Source organism: Oceanobacillus sp. FSL W8-0428, assembly GCF_038004405.1.
GTDB classification, from domain to species: Bacteria; Bacillota; Bacilli; order Bacillales; family Amphibacillaceae; genus Oceanobacillus; species Oceanobacillus sojae.
This window is the reverse complement of the sequence record NZ_JBBORB010000001.1, coordinates 710350-728587: the sequence shown is the minus strand read 5'-3', so window position 1 is coordinate 728587 and position 18238 is coordinate 710350. Positions and strand designations below refer to the sequence as shown.

At 37.7% G+C, this 18238-nt stretch carries 22 protein-coding genes; 13 read left to right on the top strand and 9 right to left on the bottom strand.

All coding sequences use genetic code 11. The features are described 5' to 3' along the window. Positions 1–177: 177 nt before the first annotated feature. Together MKY30_RS03185 and MKY30_RS03180 are read left to right on the top strand one after the other, a co-directional pair. On the top strand, positions 178–627 hold the full coding sequence (locus MKY30_RS03185; RefSeq protein ID WP_147212311.1) for an OsmC family protein: 450 nt from the start codon (positions 178–180) through the stop codon (positions 625–627). A gap of 249 nt (positions 628–876) precedes the next feature. After that, positions 877–1887, top strand: a complete 1011-nt coding sequence (locus MKY30_RS03180) for an acyltransferase family protein (RefSeq protein WP_147212310.1) — start codon at positions 877–879, stop codon at positions 1885–1887. A 65-nt stretch (positions 1888–1952) separates the two neighbouring features. Here MKY30_RS03180 and MKY30_RS03175 read toward each other — a convergent pair whose 3' ends face one another. Next, positions 1953–3296: a YjiH family protein gene (locus MKY30_RS03175; protein ID WP_341082819.1), complete on the bottom strand. Its 1344-nt coding sequence runs from the start codon at positions 3294–3296 to the stop codon at positions 1953–1955. 332 nt (positions 3297–3628) lie between these two features. On the opposite strand from MKY30_RS03175, the gene MKY30_RS03170 reads away from it, so the two are divergent. From MKY30_RS03170 to MKY30_RS03145, 6 genes are all read left to right on the top strand, one after another. After that, entirely contained in the window at positions 3629–3973 is a 345-nt protein-coding gene (locus tag MKY30_RS03170; protein WP_147212308.1) for a phasin family protein, read from the top strand. A gap of 91 nt (positions 3974–4064) precedes the next feature. Then, positions 4065–4397, top strand: coding sequence for a CHY zinc finger protein (locus MKY30_RS03165; protein ID WP_147212307.1), 333 nt, complete (start codon positions 4065–4067; stop codon positions 4395–4397). A gap of 138 nt (positions 4398–4535) precedes the next feature. Further along, positions 4536–5129 carry a lysophospholipid acyltransferase family protein gene (locus tag MKY30_RS03160; RefSeq protein WP_147212306.1) on the top strand — a complete coding sequence of 198 codons (594 nt, stop codon included), beginning with the start codon at positions 4536–4538 and terminating at the stop codon, positions 5127–5129. Positions 5130–5388: 259 nt separating this feature from the next. Then, complete coding sequence (locus MKY30_RS03155; RefSeq protein WP_339283334.1) at positions 5389–5544, top strand: hypothetical protein; 156 nt, start codon at positions 5389–5391, stop codon at positions 5542–5544. 121 nt (positions 5545–5665) lie between these two features. After that, a complete protein-coding gene (locus MKY30_RS03150) occupies positions 5666–5983 on the top strand; it encodes a YwdI family protein (RefSeq protein WP_339283333.1) in 318 nt (105 codons plus the stop codon). A 77-nt stretch (positions 5984–6060) separates the two neighbouring features. After that, entirely contained in the window at positions 6061–6432 is a 372-nt protein-coding gene (locus MKY30_RS03145; protein ID WP_339283331.1) for a DUF423 domain-containing protein, read from the top strand. A 228-nt stretch (positions 6433–6660) separates the two neighbouring features. On the opposite strand, the gene MKY30_RS03140 is transcribed toward MKY30_RS03145, so the two are convergent. The 4 genes from MKY30_RS03140 to hemQ form a co-directional block, all read right to left on the bottom strand. Continuing rightward, a complete protein-coding gene (locus MKY30_RS03140) occupies positions 6661–6909 on the bottom strand; it encodes a hypothetical protein (RefSeq protein ID WP_339283329.1) in 249 nt (82 codons plus the stop codon). A gap of 89 nt (positions 6910–6998) precedes the next feature. Beyond that, positions 6999–7445 (bottom strand): spore coat protein GerQ, encoded by a 447-nt coding sequence (gerQ, locus tag MKY30_RS03135; protein ID WP_147212302.1) that lies wholly within the window; start codon positions 7443–7445, stop codon positions 6999–7001. Positions 7446–7498: 53 nt separating this feature from the next. Then, positions 7499–7924 (bottom strand): cell wall hydrolase, encoded by a 426-nt coding sequence (locus MKY30_RS03130; RefSeq protein WP_147212301.1) that lies wholly within the window; start codon positions 7922–7924, stop codon positions 7499–7501. 127 nt (positions 7925–8051) lie between these two features. Then, the gene (hemQ, locus tag MKY30_RS03125) at positions 8052–8804 is read right to left on the bottom strand and encodes a hydrogen peroxide-dependent heme synthase (RefSeq protein WP_147212300.1); all 753 of its coding nucleotides are present in this window, start codon (positions 8802–8804) and stop codon (positions 8052–8054) included. A 542-nt stretch (positions 8805–9346) separates the two neighbouring features. Here hemQ and pta point away from each other — a divergent pair. Further along, the gene (pta, locus tag MKY30_RS03120; protein ID WP_341082814.1) at positions 9347–10321 is read left to right on the top strand and encodes a phosphate acetyltransferase; all 975 of its coding nucleotides are present in this window, start codon (positions 9347–9349) and stop codon (positions 10319–10321) included. A gap of 66 nt (positions 10322–10387) precedes the next feature. Here the strand turns inward: pta and MKY30_RS03115 are convergent, their stop codons facing one another. Next, entirely contained in the window at positions 10388–11227 is an 840-nt protein-coding gene (locus MKY30_RS03115; protein ID WP_147212298.1) for a lipoate--protein ligase family protein, read from the bottom strand. Positions 11228–11399: 172 nt separating this feature from the next. Between MKY30_RS03115 and MKY30_RS03110 the strand changes: the two genes are divergently transcribed. The 3 genes from MKY30_RS03110 (at position 11400) to MKY30_RS03100 (ending at position 13792) form a co-directional block, all read left to right on the top strand. Then, entirely contained in the window at positions 11400–12701 is a 1302-nt protein-coding gene (locus tag MKY30_RS03110; RefSeq protein ID WP_339283323.1) for an HD domain-containing protein, read from the top strand. Between the two features lie 6 nt (positions 12702–12707). Further along, positions 12708–13214 carry a YwgA family protein gene (locus MKY30_RS03105; RefSeq protein WP_339283322.1) on the top strand — a complete coding sequence of 169 codons (507 nt, stop codon included), beginning with the start codon at positions 12708–12710 and terminating at the stop codon, positions 13212–13214. Between the two features lie 62 nt (positions 13215–13276). Continuing rightward, positions 13277–13792 (top strand): YwhD family protein, encoded by a 516-nt coding sequence (locus MKY30_RS03100; RefSeq protein ID WP_246145257.1) that lies wholly within the window; start codon positions 13277–13279, stop codon positions 13790–13792. Between the two features lie 219 nt (positions 13793–14011). Here the strand turns inward: MKY30_RS03100 and MKY30_RS03095 are convergent, their stop codons facing one another. The 3 genes from MKY30_RS03095 to MKY30_RS03085 form a co-directional block, all read right to left on the bottom strand. Next, complete coding sequence (locus MKY30_RS03095) at positions 14012–14689, bottom strand: amino acid ABC transporter permease (protein ID WP_147212294.1); 678 nt, start codon at positions 14687–14689, stop codon at positions 14012–14014. A gap of 33 nt (positions 14690–14722) precedes the next feature. Next, on the bottom strand, positions 14723–15505 hold the full coding sequence (locus MKY30_RS03090) for an amino acid ABC transporter ATP-binding protein (RefSeq protein ID WP_147212293.1): 783 nt from the start codon (positions 15503–15505) through the stop codon (positions 14723–14725). A 274-nt stretch (positions 15506–15779) separates the two neighbouring features. Then, the gene (locus tag MKY30_RS03085; protein ID WP_339283320.1) at positions 15780–16718 is read right to left on the bottom strand and encodes a LysR family transcriptional regulator; all 939 of its coding nucleotides are present in this window, start codon (positions 16716–16718) and stop codon (positions 15780–15782) included. A 508-nt stretch (positions 16719–17226) separates the two neighbouring features. On the opposite strand from MKY30_RS03085, the gene MKY30_RS03080 reads away from it, so the two are divergent. Beyond that, the gene (locus MKY30_RS03080) at positions 17227–18231 is read left to right on the top strand and encodes an MsnO8 family LLM class oxidoreductase (protein ID WP_339283318.1); all 1005 of its coding nucleotides are present in this window, start codon (positions 17227–17229) and stop codon (positions 18229–18231) included. The last annotated feature ends 7 nt before the right edge of the window (positions 18232–18238 follow it).

Here is an 18238-nt window from a genome sequence, read left to right as displayed (position 1 = left end):
TTCTGTAAACAGTTTTGGGAATTACAAATGCTTATGTTGTTTGTTTAAAGAGCCGTGCTGACCTGTAAAATGGTCAGTGCGGTTTTTCATTTGAAACTTGAAACTTGTATTTTTTGTAAAAAAAATTGCTATACGCCATAATAATGAGAAAGAGGAATAAAGTGAGGAGAGATTATAATGACATTGCACCATTTTCATTTGAAAGCAGAATGGCCCGGTGGACGCAACAGTGAGGGTTATATAAGCGCAGGGAATCTTCAAACCAAAATATCCATCCCTCCAGAAATGGACGGACCTGGAATTGGTACAAATCCAGATGAAATGCTGCTTGGAGCGGCTGCAACATGCTATATCATTTCTCTGGGAGCCATGTTTGAACGGGCAGAGCTTCCAATTGCCGGGATGAGTATGACTTCAGAAGGAATTGTAGATGTAACAGATGGTATTTTCACATACGAAAAAATCATCCACCGGCCTCATGTGACATTGAAACAGGGGACACCAGATAAACAAATCCGCTTAACTGAAAAACTTGTTGAGAAAGCGGAAAAGACATGTATGATTTCGAAAGCTATTAGAGGGAATGTTGAATTAGGGTTGGAACCAGTTGTTCGAATAGGAGAATAATGTTGAACGACAGTCATAAGAACAAGGAAATCCAAAGATCGAATTGGTTTCACATGGCTTTATTGATGCCAAAAGTATTGCCTCGATATAGATATTTAACAAGTCGATTAAATTGTATTACATTTTTTCGAGTCCCTAACAAAACCATTACAAAACGATAAAATTTCTGTTTTTTAGGAGATTTTTTTAGTACAAGTGGGTAAAGTAGAATATGCAACTTTAAATGTGTACGAAATAGAGGGATGAGTTATGGAGCGAAATGCATTTTTTGATAATGCGAAAGTGATTTTAATTTTCCTTGTTGTTTTTGGTCATATGATTCAACCCTTTGTTGGGGATTCGAAGTCGACGGAAGCAATTTATATATGGATATACACTTTCCATATGCCGGCATTTATTTTATTGGCCGGGTTCTTTGCGAAAGGGTCAGGAAACAAAAAATATATATGGAATTTAATGAAGAAGTTAATTATTCCATATTTAATCTTTCAGACGTTATATACAATTTATTATTTCTTAATAGGAAAAGCAGATTGGCAGACAGGGGTTTTCTACCCTCAATGGTCGCTGTGGTTTCTGTTCAGTTTGTTCAGCTGGCATATCCTGCTTGTGCTGTTCAAAAAAATTCCGGCAGGGTGGAGTATTGCTCTATCTATATTCATAGGAGTTATTGTCGGCTATTTTGGAGAAATTGGCCATTCATTCAGCTTATCAAGAACATTTGTGTTTTTCCCATTCTTTTTAATTGGCTACTGGCTGACAGTAGATCAGATGATGATGGTGAAAAAACGGCAAGTGAAGGTAGCATCTGTTGCCGTAATGGCAGTCCTGTTTGTAATAGTCTATACACTTCCGGCAATAGACACCGGCTGGCTGCTTGCATCACAATCTTACAGTAATTTAGGTGCAGACAGTTATGGCGGTATACTCCGATTATTTGTTTATGCGATTGCAGCAGTGATGACAATCAGTATATTGGCTTGGGTTCCTAAAAGAAACCTGGGCTGGGTAACAAAACTCGGTACAAGAACGTTATATGTCTATTTACTTCATGGTTTCATTGTCCAGTTCTTACGTCAATTTGATTTATTAACTGTAAATCACTGGTTTGATGTTGTCGGGATTGCAGGTTTATCTGCATTGATTGTGATTGTACTGTCCAGTAAACCTATTCTAACGGTATCACAGCCGTTAATTGAAGGACGTTTAGCAAAAGTCCAATCGTTATTTAAACGCCAGCATAAAGAGACATCTTCGTAAAATATATATATGGTAATAAAAACAGCGGAGTTCCCCTGAGAGGAGCTCCGCTGTTTTTATTTTATTTAAAATAATATATGAGCAATGACAGTGATAATCGGCAGCGTAATCGCTGTACGAATCAAAAAGATAATAGCAAGGTGACGGAAGGATACCGGGATTTTAGTTCCCAGGATAAGTCCTCCGACTTCTGACATGAAAATCAGCTGTGTAACAGATAAAGCAGCAATAATAAACCGTGTAATTTCCGCTTCTACACCAGTAATTAAAATTGCCGGCAGGAACATATCTGCAAAACCGATTAGCAGTGTTTCAGATGCTTCGTGGGCAAATGGAATCTGCATCAGCTCTAAAATAGGAACAAACGGCATTCCGAGCCATTGGAATAAAGGGGTGTATTCTGCAATCATTACTGCGATTGTTCCAAAAGCCATTACAACAGGTGTAACACCGAACCACATATCTAAAATATTTTTTCCGCCATCTACAAAAAAAGTACGGAGGCTCGTTTCTTTCTCTGCTCGTTTTAAAGCATTTTTGAAGCCAAAAGTAACTGCAGTCTCAGATTCAGGGATTTTTTCATCATCGGTTCTTTCTTTTCCATCGATATAGGTATTTGCCATTCTAGAAAGTGGTGGAATTCGCGGCATAATGAAAGCAGCAATTCCCCCTGCGATAAGGATAGTCAGGTAAAAAGGTAAAAACATGTGCTCCAGACCAACCTGCTGTAGAATGACTAATGTGAATGTAATAGAAACAACAGAGAAGGTTGTACTAATGATAGCAGCTTCCCGTTTTGTATAATAGCCTTCTTCATATTGCTTATTTGTCAGCAATACACCAATTGTAGCATCTCCAACCCAGGAAGCTAAGCTGTCAACAGAAGCTCTGCCCGGCAATCGAAATAGAGGCCGCATGACATTTCTCATGATTCCCCCGAAAAACTCCAGCAAGCCAAAGTTGGTTAAAAAAGGTAAAAAGAGACCTGCAAACAGAAAGGTGACAAATAATGTATGCAATAAACTGTCTAAAAGCATACCGCCTGTATCTTCGTTATAAACAAATTCCGGTCCAATTTGGAAATAAACCATCACTGCAAATACAGCAGCCAGAAAACGCGTAATTGTCCAAAACCAGGTTGTATAGAATAACTGTTGTAGAAAAGGGAACCTTTTAAAAGATGATTTACCGCCAAGTCTTGCCGAGATGGTGAAGATGGCAGTCAATATAATAACAATCATCATAATAAGTGATAAATAATTTTCGATAGCTCCCTCCAGCATGCCTGCTAAATAGGCAATGGGAATTGTGAAGCCTTCTTCTGTTGGTAAGGGATATAAGAAAAGGAACAACCCTAATAAAGACGGGATAATAAATTTGACAATATTGCTAAAGGAATAGGACGTCATTTATTTTCCTCCTAAATAATACTAAAAAATGCGACTGTATGATTATACAATTAAACGTAAATTTATTCAATGGTAGATGATCAGATAATGATTATTTATAGTATGAAACGGGAACATAAAATATAGCAGCTAAAATTAGCGCCAAAATTATTTACGTGACAGCAGAATTTTTTATATAATAATATTGTAAGAAACTTTATTTTATTCTTTGTACCCAAAAAATGTATAGAATAATCCTGTTTCACGTATTGTAAGGATGACGGGTTCAAAGGACGCGGTTCATCCAATTTTAAACGAACCATCATACAGACATACTATAGGAGGTATAAATGATGAGTGAATATTTACGTAAAGGATTTTTACTGGGGCTGGGTGCTGCAGTAAGCGGAAAAGAGAAATTTGAACAAAAAGTAAAAGAATTAGTGGAAAAAAATGAGTTAACACAGGAGCAGGCAAAAACTGTTTTAGATAATTTTATTGAAAAAGGCAGCAGCAAAAAAGATGAGTGGGACGAAAAAAGCAAAGAGAAGAAGAAAACCCTGGCAAGAGAGTCCGGGCTTGCAACAACTGATGAAATTGATGAACTGCGTGCCAGAGTTAATGTATTAGAAGAAAAATTAGGTGTTTCCTTGGCGGAAGAAGCTAAAGAGGAAGCAGTAGAAGAAAAGCAGGATTAATGTTTAAGGGCAAGATGCTTTCAGGTCTGATGAAAGTATATTGCCCTCTTTTTTTGCAGAAAGCATTTATTTGTAAAGCAAGGGGGATAAAATGGTGACAGTCTATGGACGAACTATTGATAACCAGACAAGATGTAAGCATTATTATAGTCAAAAGGATATTATTGCAATTAAATTTAAATGCTGTCATAAGTATTATCCATGTTATCAGTGTCACGAGGAATGTGAAGATCACAAAGCCTCTGTCTGGGAAAAAGAAGAATTTGATGAATTGGCAATTCTATGCGGCGTTTGTAAAAAAGAACATACGATTAATCAGTATTTAAATACGAATCAGTGTCTGTATTGTGAATCTCCATTTAATGAAGGCTGTCAAAAACATTATCATTTATATTTTGATTATGAAGTAAGCTGCAAAAGGTAATGGTGTATAAATGAAATGATTCAAACCTGCTCATGACCCAACCAATTTCATAGAAACATCTTGTAATTTATCGTTATTTCTATTAGTATCTTATGTAAACACCAGGTACTAAATATAAGAAAAAGGAAGAGAAAAAGCATGTATTATTTTGCCGCATATGCCTTAAAGGTAATATTAAGTTTATTTGGACGTGTAAAAGTATTTCAAAAAGAAAAACTGCCGGAATCCGGCGGATATATTATCGCATGTACACATTCAGGCTGGGTAGATATCTTATGGTTAGGTGTCAGCCTCTTACCCACAAAAATTCATTATATGGCGAAGAAGGAATTATTCCAATCCGGTCCTTTGAAATGGCTTATGAAAAAACTGAATGCATTTCCTGTAGACAGGGAAAATCCAGGTCCAAGCACGATCAAAGTGCCCCGCAAGCTTTTAAAAGAAGAAAAAGTCATCGGTATTTTCCCGAGCGGTACAAGGACAACAAATCAGGTTCCATTAAAAAGAGGCGCTGTTACCATTGCTGCATATAGTAACGTGCCAATTATTCCGGCGGCTTATACAGGTCCGAATAATTTTAAAGAACTTATCAAGTTTAAAAAACCAAAAATAATTTTTGGTGATCCAATCTACTTGTCTAAAGATGTTCCACGTAGAGAAGCAATGGACGAGATGATGGAAATAATGAATGAGAAGCTCTACACATTACAATCAAAAATAGAAGGAAAATAAAAAAAGTCATATTAAAAAGATACTCTCCTCCTTATGGAAAAGAAAAGGAGCATTAATACACATTATATACCAAAAATATTTGCGCTATCAGGACTAATATAATGTATGACTTGAACTTACTAAAACTTAATTCCTGTTCTTGAGGTGGAATTTTTCTTTATTTGAAATTACTTGTAATATTCTCCTATTGAAGATAAAAATAGACAATGCTATAATATTTTTATATTTTACTGCATCAGTATAGGGGGAGTTTTCAAGTATGAAAAACTTTTTTCATCTATATCGGCAAACTTCAACACAATTAGGAAGAGAACTTAAAGACACAGAGGTTACATTTTTGAAATGGATGTATGAGCGCTATACGGTGGAGGAAATAACAAGGCAGAAGCTAAGTGAAAAACGTATATTACGATAAAGAGCAGAAAGACGGGAAACGTCTCAAGCTCTTTTTTATTTGCAGACATGAAAGCTTTTTCTGAACGATTTCTGTGCTATAATTCATAATGGAAGGCAGTGACGGTAAAAGGAGGGGTTATATGGCTGTGAGCAATGAAATAATAATTAATAAAATGATGCATGAATTAGAAGAAGCCAACAGAAAAGCCCATCAACAGGACCAAGTAAAAAAACATATGGAGAATATCCATTTATTAAGTGAGCTGTTTCTCTCAGGAAAGCAAGATCAAAATACTGCGAATAAGGTACAGGTAAATATAGAAGATACAGAGGAGCATATTTCGGAAGCAGAAATGAAAGCAATGCTTGGTAAACAATCCAGTGTCAAAGTAGTCAATTCTGAGCAGAAAAAACTAAATGACGAAGATGCGAATGGAGACTCAATTTTTGATTTTTAAGGACATATAGAATTAGAGAGATTTTAATTCTATTGAGAATGTATTTTTATTAATGGTAAGGATTGGAGTTGGAAAAGATGAAACTATTTTTAATAATTGGAACTGTCCTTGGCTTTTTAGCGGTTGCACTGGGAGCATTTGGTGCACACGGGCTGGAAGGAAGATTATCTGAAAAAGCTTTAACAAATTGGGGCAAAGCAGTAGATTATCAAATGTTCCACACAATGGCTATTGTTGCTGTGGCAATTCTCTTAGGGAAATTTGAAGGAAATAATCTTTTTGCATCAAGTGGCTGGCTTTTCTTAGCTGGTATTGTCTTATTTTCAGGGAGCTTATATCTTTATTCTTTAACAGGTGTCAAAACACTTGCGATGATTACACCAATTGGAGGCTTATCCTTTTTAGTAGGATGGGTGTTATTAGGGATTGGTGCTGTGAAATGGTTGTAGCAGAAAAAATAAATATATAACATGAGGAAGTTCTGTTTTTATCTTTGTTAATAGATGAGAATAGAGCTTTTTTATTCTTCCTGCGTTGAAGAAAAATAAGTATGGATATGACTTATATTGCTGGTAAACAAGATGGAGGAATCTTTGGAATTCCTATAATGATTAGTATAAGAATAAGAAGTTAATGTATTTCTGAGACCTCTGAAAAAAATAAGCAACTGAAAACACTTAATAAAAATATAAAGAAGTGATAAATAAAAACAGCAGCACTGCCCGAATAATCTGTTTGACAGCATCAGAGCTCCTGTGCGTATGCATCAAAATCAAAGCATCCGCAAGCATGCTAAGCACAAAAAGATAACAGGCAAAGAATAAAAAGAGCATCCAACCTGTTATCCAGGCTAGTATGCCAATGAATAGACCGCCCATGATAGCAATAGCTTCAATTCGTATGAACTTTTCCAGAGGATGTCGCATTTTTATCTCCTCACAATACAGTTATCAGTTTAAGAAAATAAAGCGTAGACGTCGTTTGTGTCTACGCTTTATTTATTGTTTCAAATACTTTACCTGGGGTTGTAGTTGGATAACTGATCCTGATTACCAGGATTCCCATATGGATAGGAATAATTGATTTGTTCGTCAAATAGTACATAATCTAAATACACCATTAATAGTAAGAAACGCCGTTCAGAGTCTTCCTCACGAATCAAAATATGATCCCGTCCAGCCTCTTCAATATAGCCGCGGAATGAGGTCGGCTGCTGACCTTCAAATGTCAGATAAAAAGTGCCTAATTTCCCACGGTTTAAGCGTAAGATATTCTCAATAAAGGATTGTTGATTTGTTAATTGTCCGCCTCCACTTCCACTTCCGCTTGGCGGCTGTGCATATTGCCTGAATGAATAGGATGGATAAAAGTTCCCGGTTGCTTGTGGATAATAATAGTATGGATTGGGATAGTATGCCTGATTATTATTCACTGGCTGATTTGGATTTGCTTGATCACTCATGATTTCACTCTCCCCCGTTATAAAAAATTGAGCTATACTTTAAATGAAATTTTCTACCGGTACACAGCAGGACATTCACTTTCAGCTGGAGCATAAAAGCAGTGCGATAGGAATCGGCCGGTATTCCATTGGCCATACCATTGAGCAGGACATGCCCCTTCAGGCATAAAGAACCAAAGTGAATTGGAAGCTGGATGCTGCATCTCACCTTGGATGACTCTTCTTGCAAGGCGTTTCTCTGATTCTCTGGCCCTTTGATAAAAATAGCCCTTTTGCGTTGCCTCAAACCCGCCTGGACTTTGAAAAACCATATTCGTTATCGTTCGAATATCCGTAAAGTCTAAACAATCGGCAAGTACACGATTGATACCTGTATTACCGACCATCAGCATGCCGAGGTCACCATCTCCCTCTGCTTCTGCACGCATTAAGCGGGCGAGTAAATCAACCTCCGCTTCGTTATGAGCAACAACTGCCATAAACCAACCTCATTTCTGAAAAACTTCGGTGCAAGCTCATTAATGATATGTATGTAAGTAAGTGTTTTTTCATGATTATTTTCTGCACAAAAAAAGAGACCCTTTTGAGTCTCTTCTTAAATAAACATTAAGATAATGCAAGGTAACCGGCTAGTTCATCTGTTGCTAAGTAATTACCCATGATGAAATCACCGAACTCTGCATATTTTGTTGTAACTTCATCGAAGCGCATTTCATAAACAATTTTCTTGAATTGTAATGGGTCATGAGCAAATAACGTTACGCCCCATTCCCATTCGTCAAGTCCAATCGATCCAGTAATGATTTCTTTGACTTTACCAGCATATTTACGTCCTGTCATACCATGTTCGTAAAGTAATTTTGTACGTTCTTCTTTATCAATTGCAAACCAGTTTGCTTCAGGCTCACGACGTCTGGCCATTGGATAGAAGCAGGCATGCTCCCATTTTGGCATGATTGGTCTTAAGCGTTCTTTTACGTATGGAGAAAGTTCCCGGTCGTTACCAGCCTTCATTGGATCGTGCATCGTCATTTCAATTATGGATACATAAGAATAGGCAGGAATTAAGAAATCACCTAATACAGATTTATTGATTGCTGTTTTAATTTCTTCCAGCTCATCCATTGTTTCGCGTAAGAAAATAAACATAAGATCTGCTTTATTTCCGACAACTTTGAATATACTATGACTACCTTCTTTATTTTCTTCTACTGTTTCCCACTGTTTGATAAGCTCCTCAAACTCTTTTATTGCTTTATTTCGTTCGTCCTCAGAGATTGATTTCCAAGATGTCCAATCAAAATGACGAGTATCATGTAATGCGGACCAGCCGTCTACAGTTACTACTGCTTCTGCCATTGTATATACACTCCTTCACATTAGAGGATATTCAAAAAGTCTCCAAATGATAAGCGGCGAATCTCTGCGTTAACGTGACTTTTCCGACACTCACGTATTTAAAAACATACGCTGCGTTCGTAAAAGTCACGTTGCCTTGATCTTCTTGCTTCTAATTTGGCTACTTTTTGAACACGCACTCTTAGTTAAATACTGATTCAATATTAACTATAGCATAACCATAGGGTGCGAATCATATAAAAAAAGTACAAAATCATGTTATTTTTTGTATTGTCAAGGCTTTGTCAAAATTAAGAAGTATTGAAGACCGCTTTGCTGAAAAATTTGTACTTTCCTGATCTGCAAAATAGAGGAGAAATCACCAGTTGGAGATAAAAGGAAGTTGTAATCCTTTTCATTGATTTTTCAGGGTTCAAGGCTTTATTTGTGCGGTTAAATGGTATATCATTAAAGAGAATTTGAAGGTAAAATGAATCGGTTTTTCCAAGCAAAAAGTCCGTAACTATCATTTTAATATGTTAACAATCATAGGAGGTTTCAACATGGGTTTATTTGAACAATTAACAGAGAAAGTAAAAGGAAAAGGCAAACGTATCGTATTCCCTGAAGGATTAGATGAACGTGTATTAACGGCAGCAGGCCGTCTGGCTGAAGATGGTGTGCTTACACCCGTTGTCATTGGCAATAAGCAAGAGGTGGAACAAAAGGCAGCAGATCTTAATGTAAAAGTATCTGGACTTGAGATTATTGATCCTGCAAACTATGAAGGCTTTCAGGAAATGGTTGATGCCTTTGTTGAAAGAAGAAAAGGGAAAGCAACGGAAGAAGATGCGAAGAAAATTCTTTTAGACGAAAACTATTTCGGTACAATGCTGATTTATTTGCATAAAGCAGATGGTCTTGTAAGTGGTGCGGCGCATTCCACTGCAGACACAGTGCGTCCGGCATTACAAATTATTAAAACAAAAGAAGGCGTGAAGAAAACTTCCGGCGTATTCATTATGGTAAGAGATGAAGAAAAATATGTATTTGCTGATTGCGCAATTAATATTGCTCCAGACAGCAATGACTTGGCAGAAATTGCTGTAGAAAGCGCAAAAACAGGTGCATTATTTGATGTGGACCCACGTGTTGCGATGCTTAGCTTTTCCACTGCCGGTTCTGCGAAATCACCAGAGACAGAAAAGGTTACAGATGCATTGACAATTGCAAAAGAAAAAGATCCTTCTCTCGTAATTGACGGTGAATTCCAATTTGATGCTGCATTTGTTCCAAGTGTTGCAGAGAAAAAAGCGCCTGACTCTGTGATTAAAGGGGACGCAAATGTATTTGTATTCCCAAGTCTGGAAGCTGGTAATATCGGCTATAAGATTGCTCAGCGTTTAGGCGGTTTTGAAGCGGTCGGTCCGATTCTTCAAGGTCTTAATAAACCGGTAAATGATTTATCCAGAGGCTGTAGCACAGAAGATGTGTACAACCTTGCACTTATTACTGCAGCGCAGGCAGCAGCTGAATAATTTATAAATAAAAAACAGCCCAACTGAATTCGGTTGGGCTGTTTTTTCATACTTCGTTAAATTCACTTATATATTTTCATTCCGTTTTATCATTTGCTGATAACGTTTATCAAAATTTTCCTGTTCCTTATCCTGTATCGGAATTATAACTATTTCGTCGGAGAATTCTTTTAATGTGTCCTTTACACGCCGCTTGACCTCTTCAACAGTCAATGAAACCCCCAATAAATCAGAGAGGGAAGCCATGACTTCAGGGTTTACCTCAGGATAGGTAAAGGCTGTATCTTCACCGCGTTTCGCAATATGATAAAATTTCCGTATTAACGAAGCACGTTTTTTGCTGTTTCCTTCAATATCTAAATAAATCTGAACGGAAATGCCGCTTTTCACCCGGCGCTGCGAAATCCCTGCAAACTTTTTTCCGTTAATACTTAAATCATAATCCCCAGGGCAGTAGGAACCGACAATTTCGTATGCTTCAATAGCTTCTGTTATATCTGCAAACATTGCTTGAACAAAACGGACCATCGCTTCATAACAATCGTATATGGATAAGTTATCTGCCCCGGGAATAATGAGAGAAATATTAAGTACGCCTCCATCCAGAGCAACAGCCAGCCCTCCTGAATTACGGACAATCCCCTGGTAATGCTTTTCTTTTAGAAACGCCATCCCATCATTGATATAAGGGAGGCGTGAATCTGGAATACCTAAAACAATCGTATCCGGGTGTATCCATAAACGAAGCACAGGAGGAGAAGCTTCCTCACTGACTGAAATTGCCAGTGCGTCATCAATGGCGAATGATGTCAGGGCTGTGTTAGGCTTTCCTGCAACCATATTCTCTGTGGTGTGGTCTACGTATCGAAATATTTTATGTCGAATAATTTCTTTCCAATTTTTCATAAGTTTATCCTAAACCTTTCGTCAGCTAATTAACTATATTATAATATAATAAAAGCATATGTGGAAAAGAAGTAAAAAGCACTTCATCAAAAATATGAAAACAAATACGCTGGACCTTTTCTGAAAAAGGTATGCGAAAAATTTTTCGGAAAATACGGATGGGGACAAATATATGGCATATAAAGATGAACAATTAATAGAAGAGAAGGTATTTAAAGATCCAGTCCACCGGTATATTCATGTCCGGGACCGGGCTGTCTGGGATTTGATTGCCACACCAGAATTTCAAAGGCTGCGCCGGATAAAACAGCTGGGAACCACCAATCTGACTTTTCATGGTGCAGAGCATAGCCGTTTTAACCATTCCCTGGGAGTCTATGAAATTGTAAGAAGGATTACCAATAATTTTGCAGATCGTGAAAGATGGAATAGAGAACAGCGGCTGCTATGCCTTTGTGCAGCGTTATTGCATGATTTAGGGCACGGACCATTCTCGCATTCATTTGAGAAAGTATTCAAGCTGGATCATGAGCAGTTTACACAAAAAATTATCCTGGGAGATACGAAGGTAAATCAGATATTGAAGAAAGTTTCTGCTGATTTTCCTGAGAAGGTAGCCGATGTTATTGCCAAGACGTATTCAGACAAGCTTGTGGTGAGTCTGATATCCAGTCAAATTGATGCGGATCGAATGGATTATCTGCAGCGCGATGCTTATTTTACCGGAGTGAGCTACGGCCATTTTGATATGGAGCGTATTTTGCGTGTTATGCGGCCGATGGATGATCAGGTAGTGATTAAATCAACAGGGATGCATGCGGTGGAAGATTATATTATGAGCCGTTATCAAATGTACTGGCAGGTTTATTTCCATCCTGTAACCAGAAGTGCAGAGGTTATCCTGTCAAAAATCTTTCAACGTGCAAAGGTGCTTTATGAAGATGATTCCTATCAATTTCAGCTGGAGCCGACACACTTTATTTCATTTTTTGAAGAAAAAGTGAAGCTGTCAGACTATTTAAAGCTGGATGATATGATTGTATATTACTATTTCCAGCAGTGGCAGGAAGAAAAAGATGATATTTTAGCTGATTTATGCTACCGGTTTATTAACCGTCATTTATTTAAGTATGTGGAATACAACCCAGATCCTCAGATTAATGCAGGAATGGAGCTTTATCAGCTGTTTAAAAAAGCGGGTATTAATCCAAAATATTATTTAGTGGTGGATTCATCTTCTGATTTACCGTATGATTTTTATCGTCCAGGTGAAGAAGAGGAACGTCTGCCGATACACCTTTTGATGCCGGATGGCGGTTTGAAGGAATTATCCCGTCATTCTGATATTGTCGAGGCGATTTCAGGTAAAAAAAGGACAGACCATAAGCTGTATTTTCCTAAGGATAGGATTCAAGCGATAGAAGATACTGATTTGAAGAAAAGAATTCTAGATATATTGTACGGGAAGGAATGACCATTTGTGTTAGACAATCATGCGAAACTGCTCTATTTTTTCTCTAAAGCCAAGCAAGTAACTGGAAGAAAGAAATTACAGAAAATGATTTATATCTTGCAGCAATGCCGGGTCCCCTTTGAAGAAAAATATCAATTCCATTTTTATGGACCTTATTCAGAAGAACTGACATTGCGGGTGGAGGAACTCTGTAATTTAAACTTTTTAAATGAAGAAAAGGAAGAAAAAAGTAATTACCATCAATATCACTATTCAATAACAGAGGATGGAGCTACTTTTTTAAATCAATTTAAAGTGAATATTCCTGAAATAGAAGACAGAATCAGTGTGCTGCAGGATTGCAGTGCCCGCTTTTTGGAGCTTGTCTCTACGGTGCTGTATTTTTCTTATTTACCGCGGGAGGAAATAATTGATAAAGTACATAAGGTAAAGCCAAAGCTGAAATATACAGATGAAGAAATGAATGAAGCCTTCCAATTTATTGATGAATTACAGGATAAGTCTTCTCACTAAAAAAGCCTGTTAGAACGTGGTAGAATGGGAAAAAGGTCAGAATGAAGCAGGAGGGAATAACATTGACAGACGGAAAGAAGAAAAAAAATACATTTACAATTATAAAAGACGATTCTACAGATGGTCATGGCGGTTATGGAGCTGGAACAGTCAGCCTTGAAAATATGTCATCGATTATTGTAGATCCGAATGAAGGTAAAGCATATGTTGATATGGATGCGATGCATGCAAGAAGTTCTGTAGAGCGCCGTGTGAAATGGATTAGAGACCGTGAAGAAGTACAAGGCGGGAAGCTTTATTGGATTGTCTGGGTCACAGTGGAAAAAGGAGAAAATGGTCCGTATTATGCTGGAGTTGCCGGCAGTGAAATCCGCGTTAATCGGGAAATCAAACGAGCTTATAAATCCATGGCAGAGCATGTGAAGCATATGGAGAAATCATTGAAAGGCCATATTATTGTTGAACATATGGACGAGCCTTCAAAAAAATTATTAGGAAACTTCCTGAAAGAATTCAAGCCTGAAATGTGGGAAAATTCGTCTTCAGAACTGAAAGATCAATTAGGAATGGAAAGCTGATCTTTGACAAAATTGTGAATGAATTATGAACAAATTTAGAAATTCTTGTACTTTTCTTAAATACTTTGTAAACTATGAGTACATGGGCTAACTCATGTTTACTAGGACAAAAAGCAGTCCGTATCGAATTTGTCGATACGGACTGCTTTTTTTGCCCTGGAATTTTAATTTTATCTTCTCCACGATAACTGCACCCCAGCTTTGACCAGACAACGATGTTTAAACTTCTCTGACATATGCTTTGCTGATTTTCTTTTCATACCAGGATTGCAGCCAGCTGTATAAAGCAGTTAATCCCCAATAAATCAGTGCAACTGCCATATAGGCTTCAAAGAAATGAAGCGTGGCTGTAGCCAATAATTTTCCTTGGGCAAGTAATTCAGTAACTCCGACTGTAAATGCTAAGGAGGTGTTCTTCAGCAATCCAAGAAAGGTGTTTCCAGTAGCTGGAATAGCATTTCGCGCAGCCTGTGGCAGAATAATTGATTTTAATGCCTGCGGATAGGTCATCCCGGTTGTCAGTGCTGCTTCAGCCTGCCCTTTGTCTACCGATTCCAATCCTGCACGGAAAATTTCTGCAAGGTATGCGGAAACATTTAAGCTAAACGCAAGAATAGCAGCGGTCATTGCAGTAATAGAATTGAATGAAGGCAGCAGCTGAGGCAGCCCGAAATAAATCATTAAGAGCTGTACCAGCGGCGGAGTCCCCCGGAAAAAAGAAATATAAATCAGCGCCAATTGATGTAAAACCGGAGTTCGGTTGACCAGGATTAAAGAAAGAAAAATAGCAATAATGACAGCTATAATCATGGAAGCAATCGCTATATACAGCGTAACTGGCACATAGGTTAAAAGCTCAGGAATAATTTCAAACATATATTTAAAATCGAAATTCATATTTGGACACCGCCATCTTTTCTAATTTAAGTGTTAGACAATAGCGAATTTCTCCATTTTATTGTCTGTCTTCCCTGTGATTTGTCTTTGATAATCCCGTAAGAATTTTTTCGTTCTGTCATTTGCAGGATAATCAAAAACTTCTTCTGGTGTACCCTGTTCAACAATGAAGCCATCATCCATAAAAATGACCCTGTCGGCAACCTCCCGTGCGAAATTCATTTCATGTGTGACAATAATCATTGTTTTTTCCTTGTCTGCGATTCTTGATATGACGCGGAGCACTTCTCCTACCCATTCCGGATCAAGAGAAGATGTAGGTTCATCGAATAAAATAGCATTTGGATTAACCGCCAGCGCACGGGCAATACCTACACGCTGCTGCTGCCCGCCCGACAGAGAAATGGGGTAGTGGTCTGCTTTATTTGATAATCCTACTTGTTCCAATAAATGGCGGCCGATTTCTTCTGCTTTTTTCTTATCTAATTTTTTAGTTACCCTCAAAGGATGGGCGACATTTTTTAAAGCAGTAATGTTTTTAAAAAGGTTATAGTGTTGAAAAACCATTGATGTTTGTAACCGTAATTGATGAATCTCTTTTTTAGTAGCTTTGGCGGTATCGACGAAAATTCCGCCAATTTCAATATGTCCTTCATTGGGTTTTTCTAGAAAATTAAGGCATCGCAGTAATGTTGATTTCCCAGAACCAGAGGGACCGATAATTGCTACAACCTCGCCTTCATCCACATGAAAGCTGATACCTTTTAAAACTTGATTGCTTTTATAGCTTTTCTGTAAGTTTGAAACCTTTATCATGAGTAATTCATCCTTTCTTTTATTAAGTGAACTATTCCTAGTTATTTAATCGGTTTTAAGATTATCGGTTAGTATATCACGCGCATTTGCGTCTAACAATAACTCTTCTTATAGGAATTTAAAGAAGTTCTTATAGAGGTTTTCTATAAGAGGATGTTCAAAAGTCACCAAATGTATTGAATGGGGGCATAATTGCTTCTGCATAAATCGGCTGTGTCTTGCAGCGGGGGTATAATGTGAGAAGAGTTCCTTTTATTTACTAAAACATGTCTTCTCAATCTTCAAAATCCGGAACTCTTCTTTGTTGAACACTTGCTTCAGGTTCTAAAAGATTATATGTTTTTCCCTCTTCTTGAGCAATTTCCAGCAAAGCATTATAATAAGCAGGTTTTTCATTTGTATAGGAAATCATGTTTGTTTTTAAAGACAGATTGGATAGGACATCTAAATGAATATGGACTAATTTTTGACACTGAAGTTCTTTTCGTACACTGATTTCCGGTAAGAAACCAATCCCATTCCCGCTCATAATCAATCCCTTCGCCAGCTCCATATTATCTACTTCATATTGGATGGTTGGCTGTAAGCTGAGATTCTGAAAGAGGTTGCGCACCATGGACCAGTCCAGGGAGCCGCACTCAAAAAAGATGATGGTCTCTTTTTCCAAATCATTTATATCAATCAAACTGGCATCCGCAAAAGGATGATTCGGCTCAACGAATAGATTAATAGGACTTTCAAGCACGATTTCAGAAGTGAGGAGAGGATGGGCTCCTTTTTTGACAAAACCAAGGTCTATTTCTTGATTTAATACTTTATGCTGAATTGCTTCGCTTGAGCCAGTAATTACTTTTACCTGAACCTGCGGATATCTCCTGGAGAATGCCGGAATGATTCTGGTAAGCAGATAATTGGAAATGAGCTGCGTGCATCCAATAGTTATTTGTTCGGATAGTTCATGTGTTTTCAACTGTTTTTTCCCAGTTTTATAAAACTCAATAATCTGTTCTGCATAAGGAAGGAATTCTTTTGCTTTTTCTGTAATGATGAGTTGTCTGCCTGCACGTTCAAAGAGCTGAGTATCTAATTCCCGTTCTAAAGACTGGATTCTTGCGGTGACAGATGGCTGCGATAAGAAAAGTGCACGGGAAGCTTTATTGATACTTCCAAAATGATTTACCAGTACAAAGGCCTCGATGTTTTCAATATTCATAAACGAAAACCCTCCTAATTCGAAGTAATTTTATCAATATTATATACATTGGGTTGGAAAATGTCACTATGATTCATATTCAAATGATCAGGAGAGTTATATCACTTCTGCGGTTTTGAGCCATCCAGCAAAACAAGAGAGGGAATTTATAATAAATGAAATTATCCCGCCATACAAAATTAAAAAAAGCTTCTCTGTTACTGTGTATATTGTTAACATGGTGCTGCTCAAATCATAGTATAGTAATCAGATATGAAGATGACATAAGAAAATGTGAACAGAGAATACCTGGACGAAGCCATATAGGTTTTGTCTATAAGCAGGTTAATAATAATTTATAACAGCGCCTATTGTGGGGAATTTGATAGGATGCTATACTATATTAAATTTATAAATCATTGTAAAACGCTTGGTATACTCAAAATAATTTTTGATATTGAAAATGGAAATCAATCAAGCAATTTTAGTTGACTGGTAATAGAATTTTGGAACATGGGAGGAGAAAGGAATGGGGTATAAGCTGGGAATACTTGATCAAAGTCCTATCTTTTCAGAAGAGACAACAGAAGAGGCATTAGAAGCAACAGTGCAATTAGCACAAAAAGCAGAGGAATGGGGATATAACCGTTTTTGGGTGTCAGAGCATCATCAATCACTTGATTTAGCCGGGAGTTCGCCAGAAGTGCTTATTCCTTATTTATTAGCAAAAACATCCTCTATTAAAATCGGTTCAGGAGGTGTAATGCTTCAGCATTACAGTCCTTATAAGGTAGCAGAGAACTTTAAAGTGCTGTCTGCATTGGCACCAGAGCGGGTGGAGCTTGGTGTAGGGAAAGCTCCCGGCGGTTTTTCATTATCAACGAATGCACTGCAATATGGCGGGGCAGGACCGGAAATTTTGTTTGATGAAAGATTCAAGACGCTGCAGCAATTTATTTCTGATCAATTGCCGGAAGATCATTCTTTATACGGCGCAAAAGCTTTACCGGAAACGAAGAAGAACCCGTCGATTTATCTTTTGGGGGCCAGTAAAGATAGTGCCAGACTTGCGGCAGAGCAGAGAGCTAATTTTGTATTTGCACGATTTTTAAATGGTAATGATGAAGTTCTGCAAGAGGCAGTAAGCGAATATCGAAGCATATATCCAAAAGGTGTATTTGCACTTGCCATTGCTTCTTTTGCGGCAGAAACACAAGCAGAAGCAGAAAAAGAAACAAGTAATTATAAAATTTATAAGCTGCAATTAGAAAGCGGCCGTTCTATTTCTGTTCAGTCTCCTGAGCAAATAGAATTGTTCCGGAGCCAGACAGATGAATCTTTTGAAGTGAAGGAACAGGAAGTGGAGCTGCTTGCAGGAAGTACGGATAGTATCAAGGAAGAGCTGGACCGTTTGGCAGATATCTTTCAAATTAATGAGTTTATTCTGCATACACCGATTCAAAGCAGAAAGAAACGTTTCAAGTCATTTGAGCTGTTAGGACAGTTAACAGCCCCAGTGCTGGACTGGAATTGATTGGTGA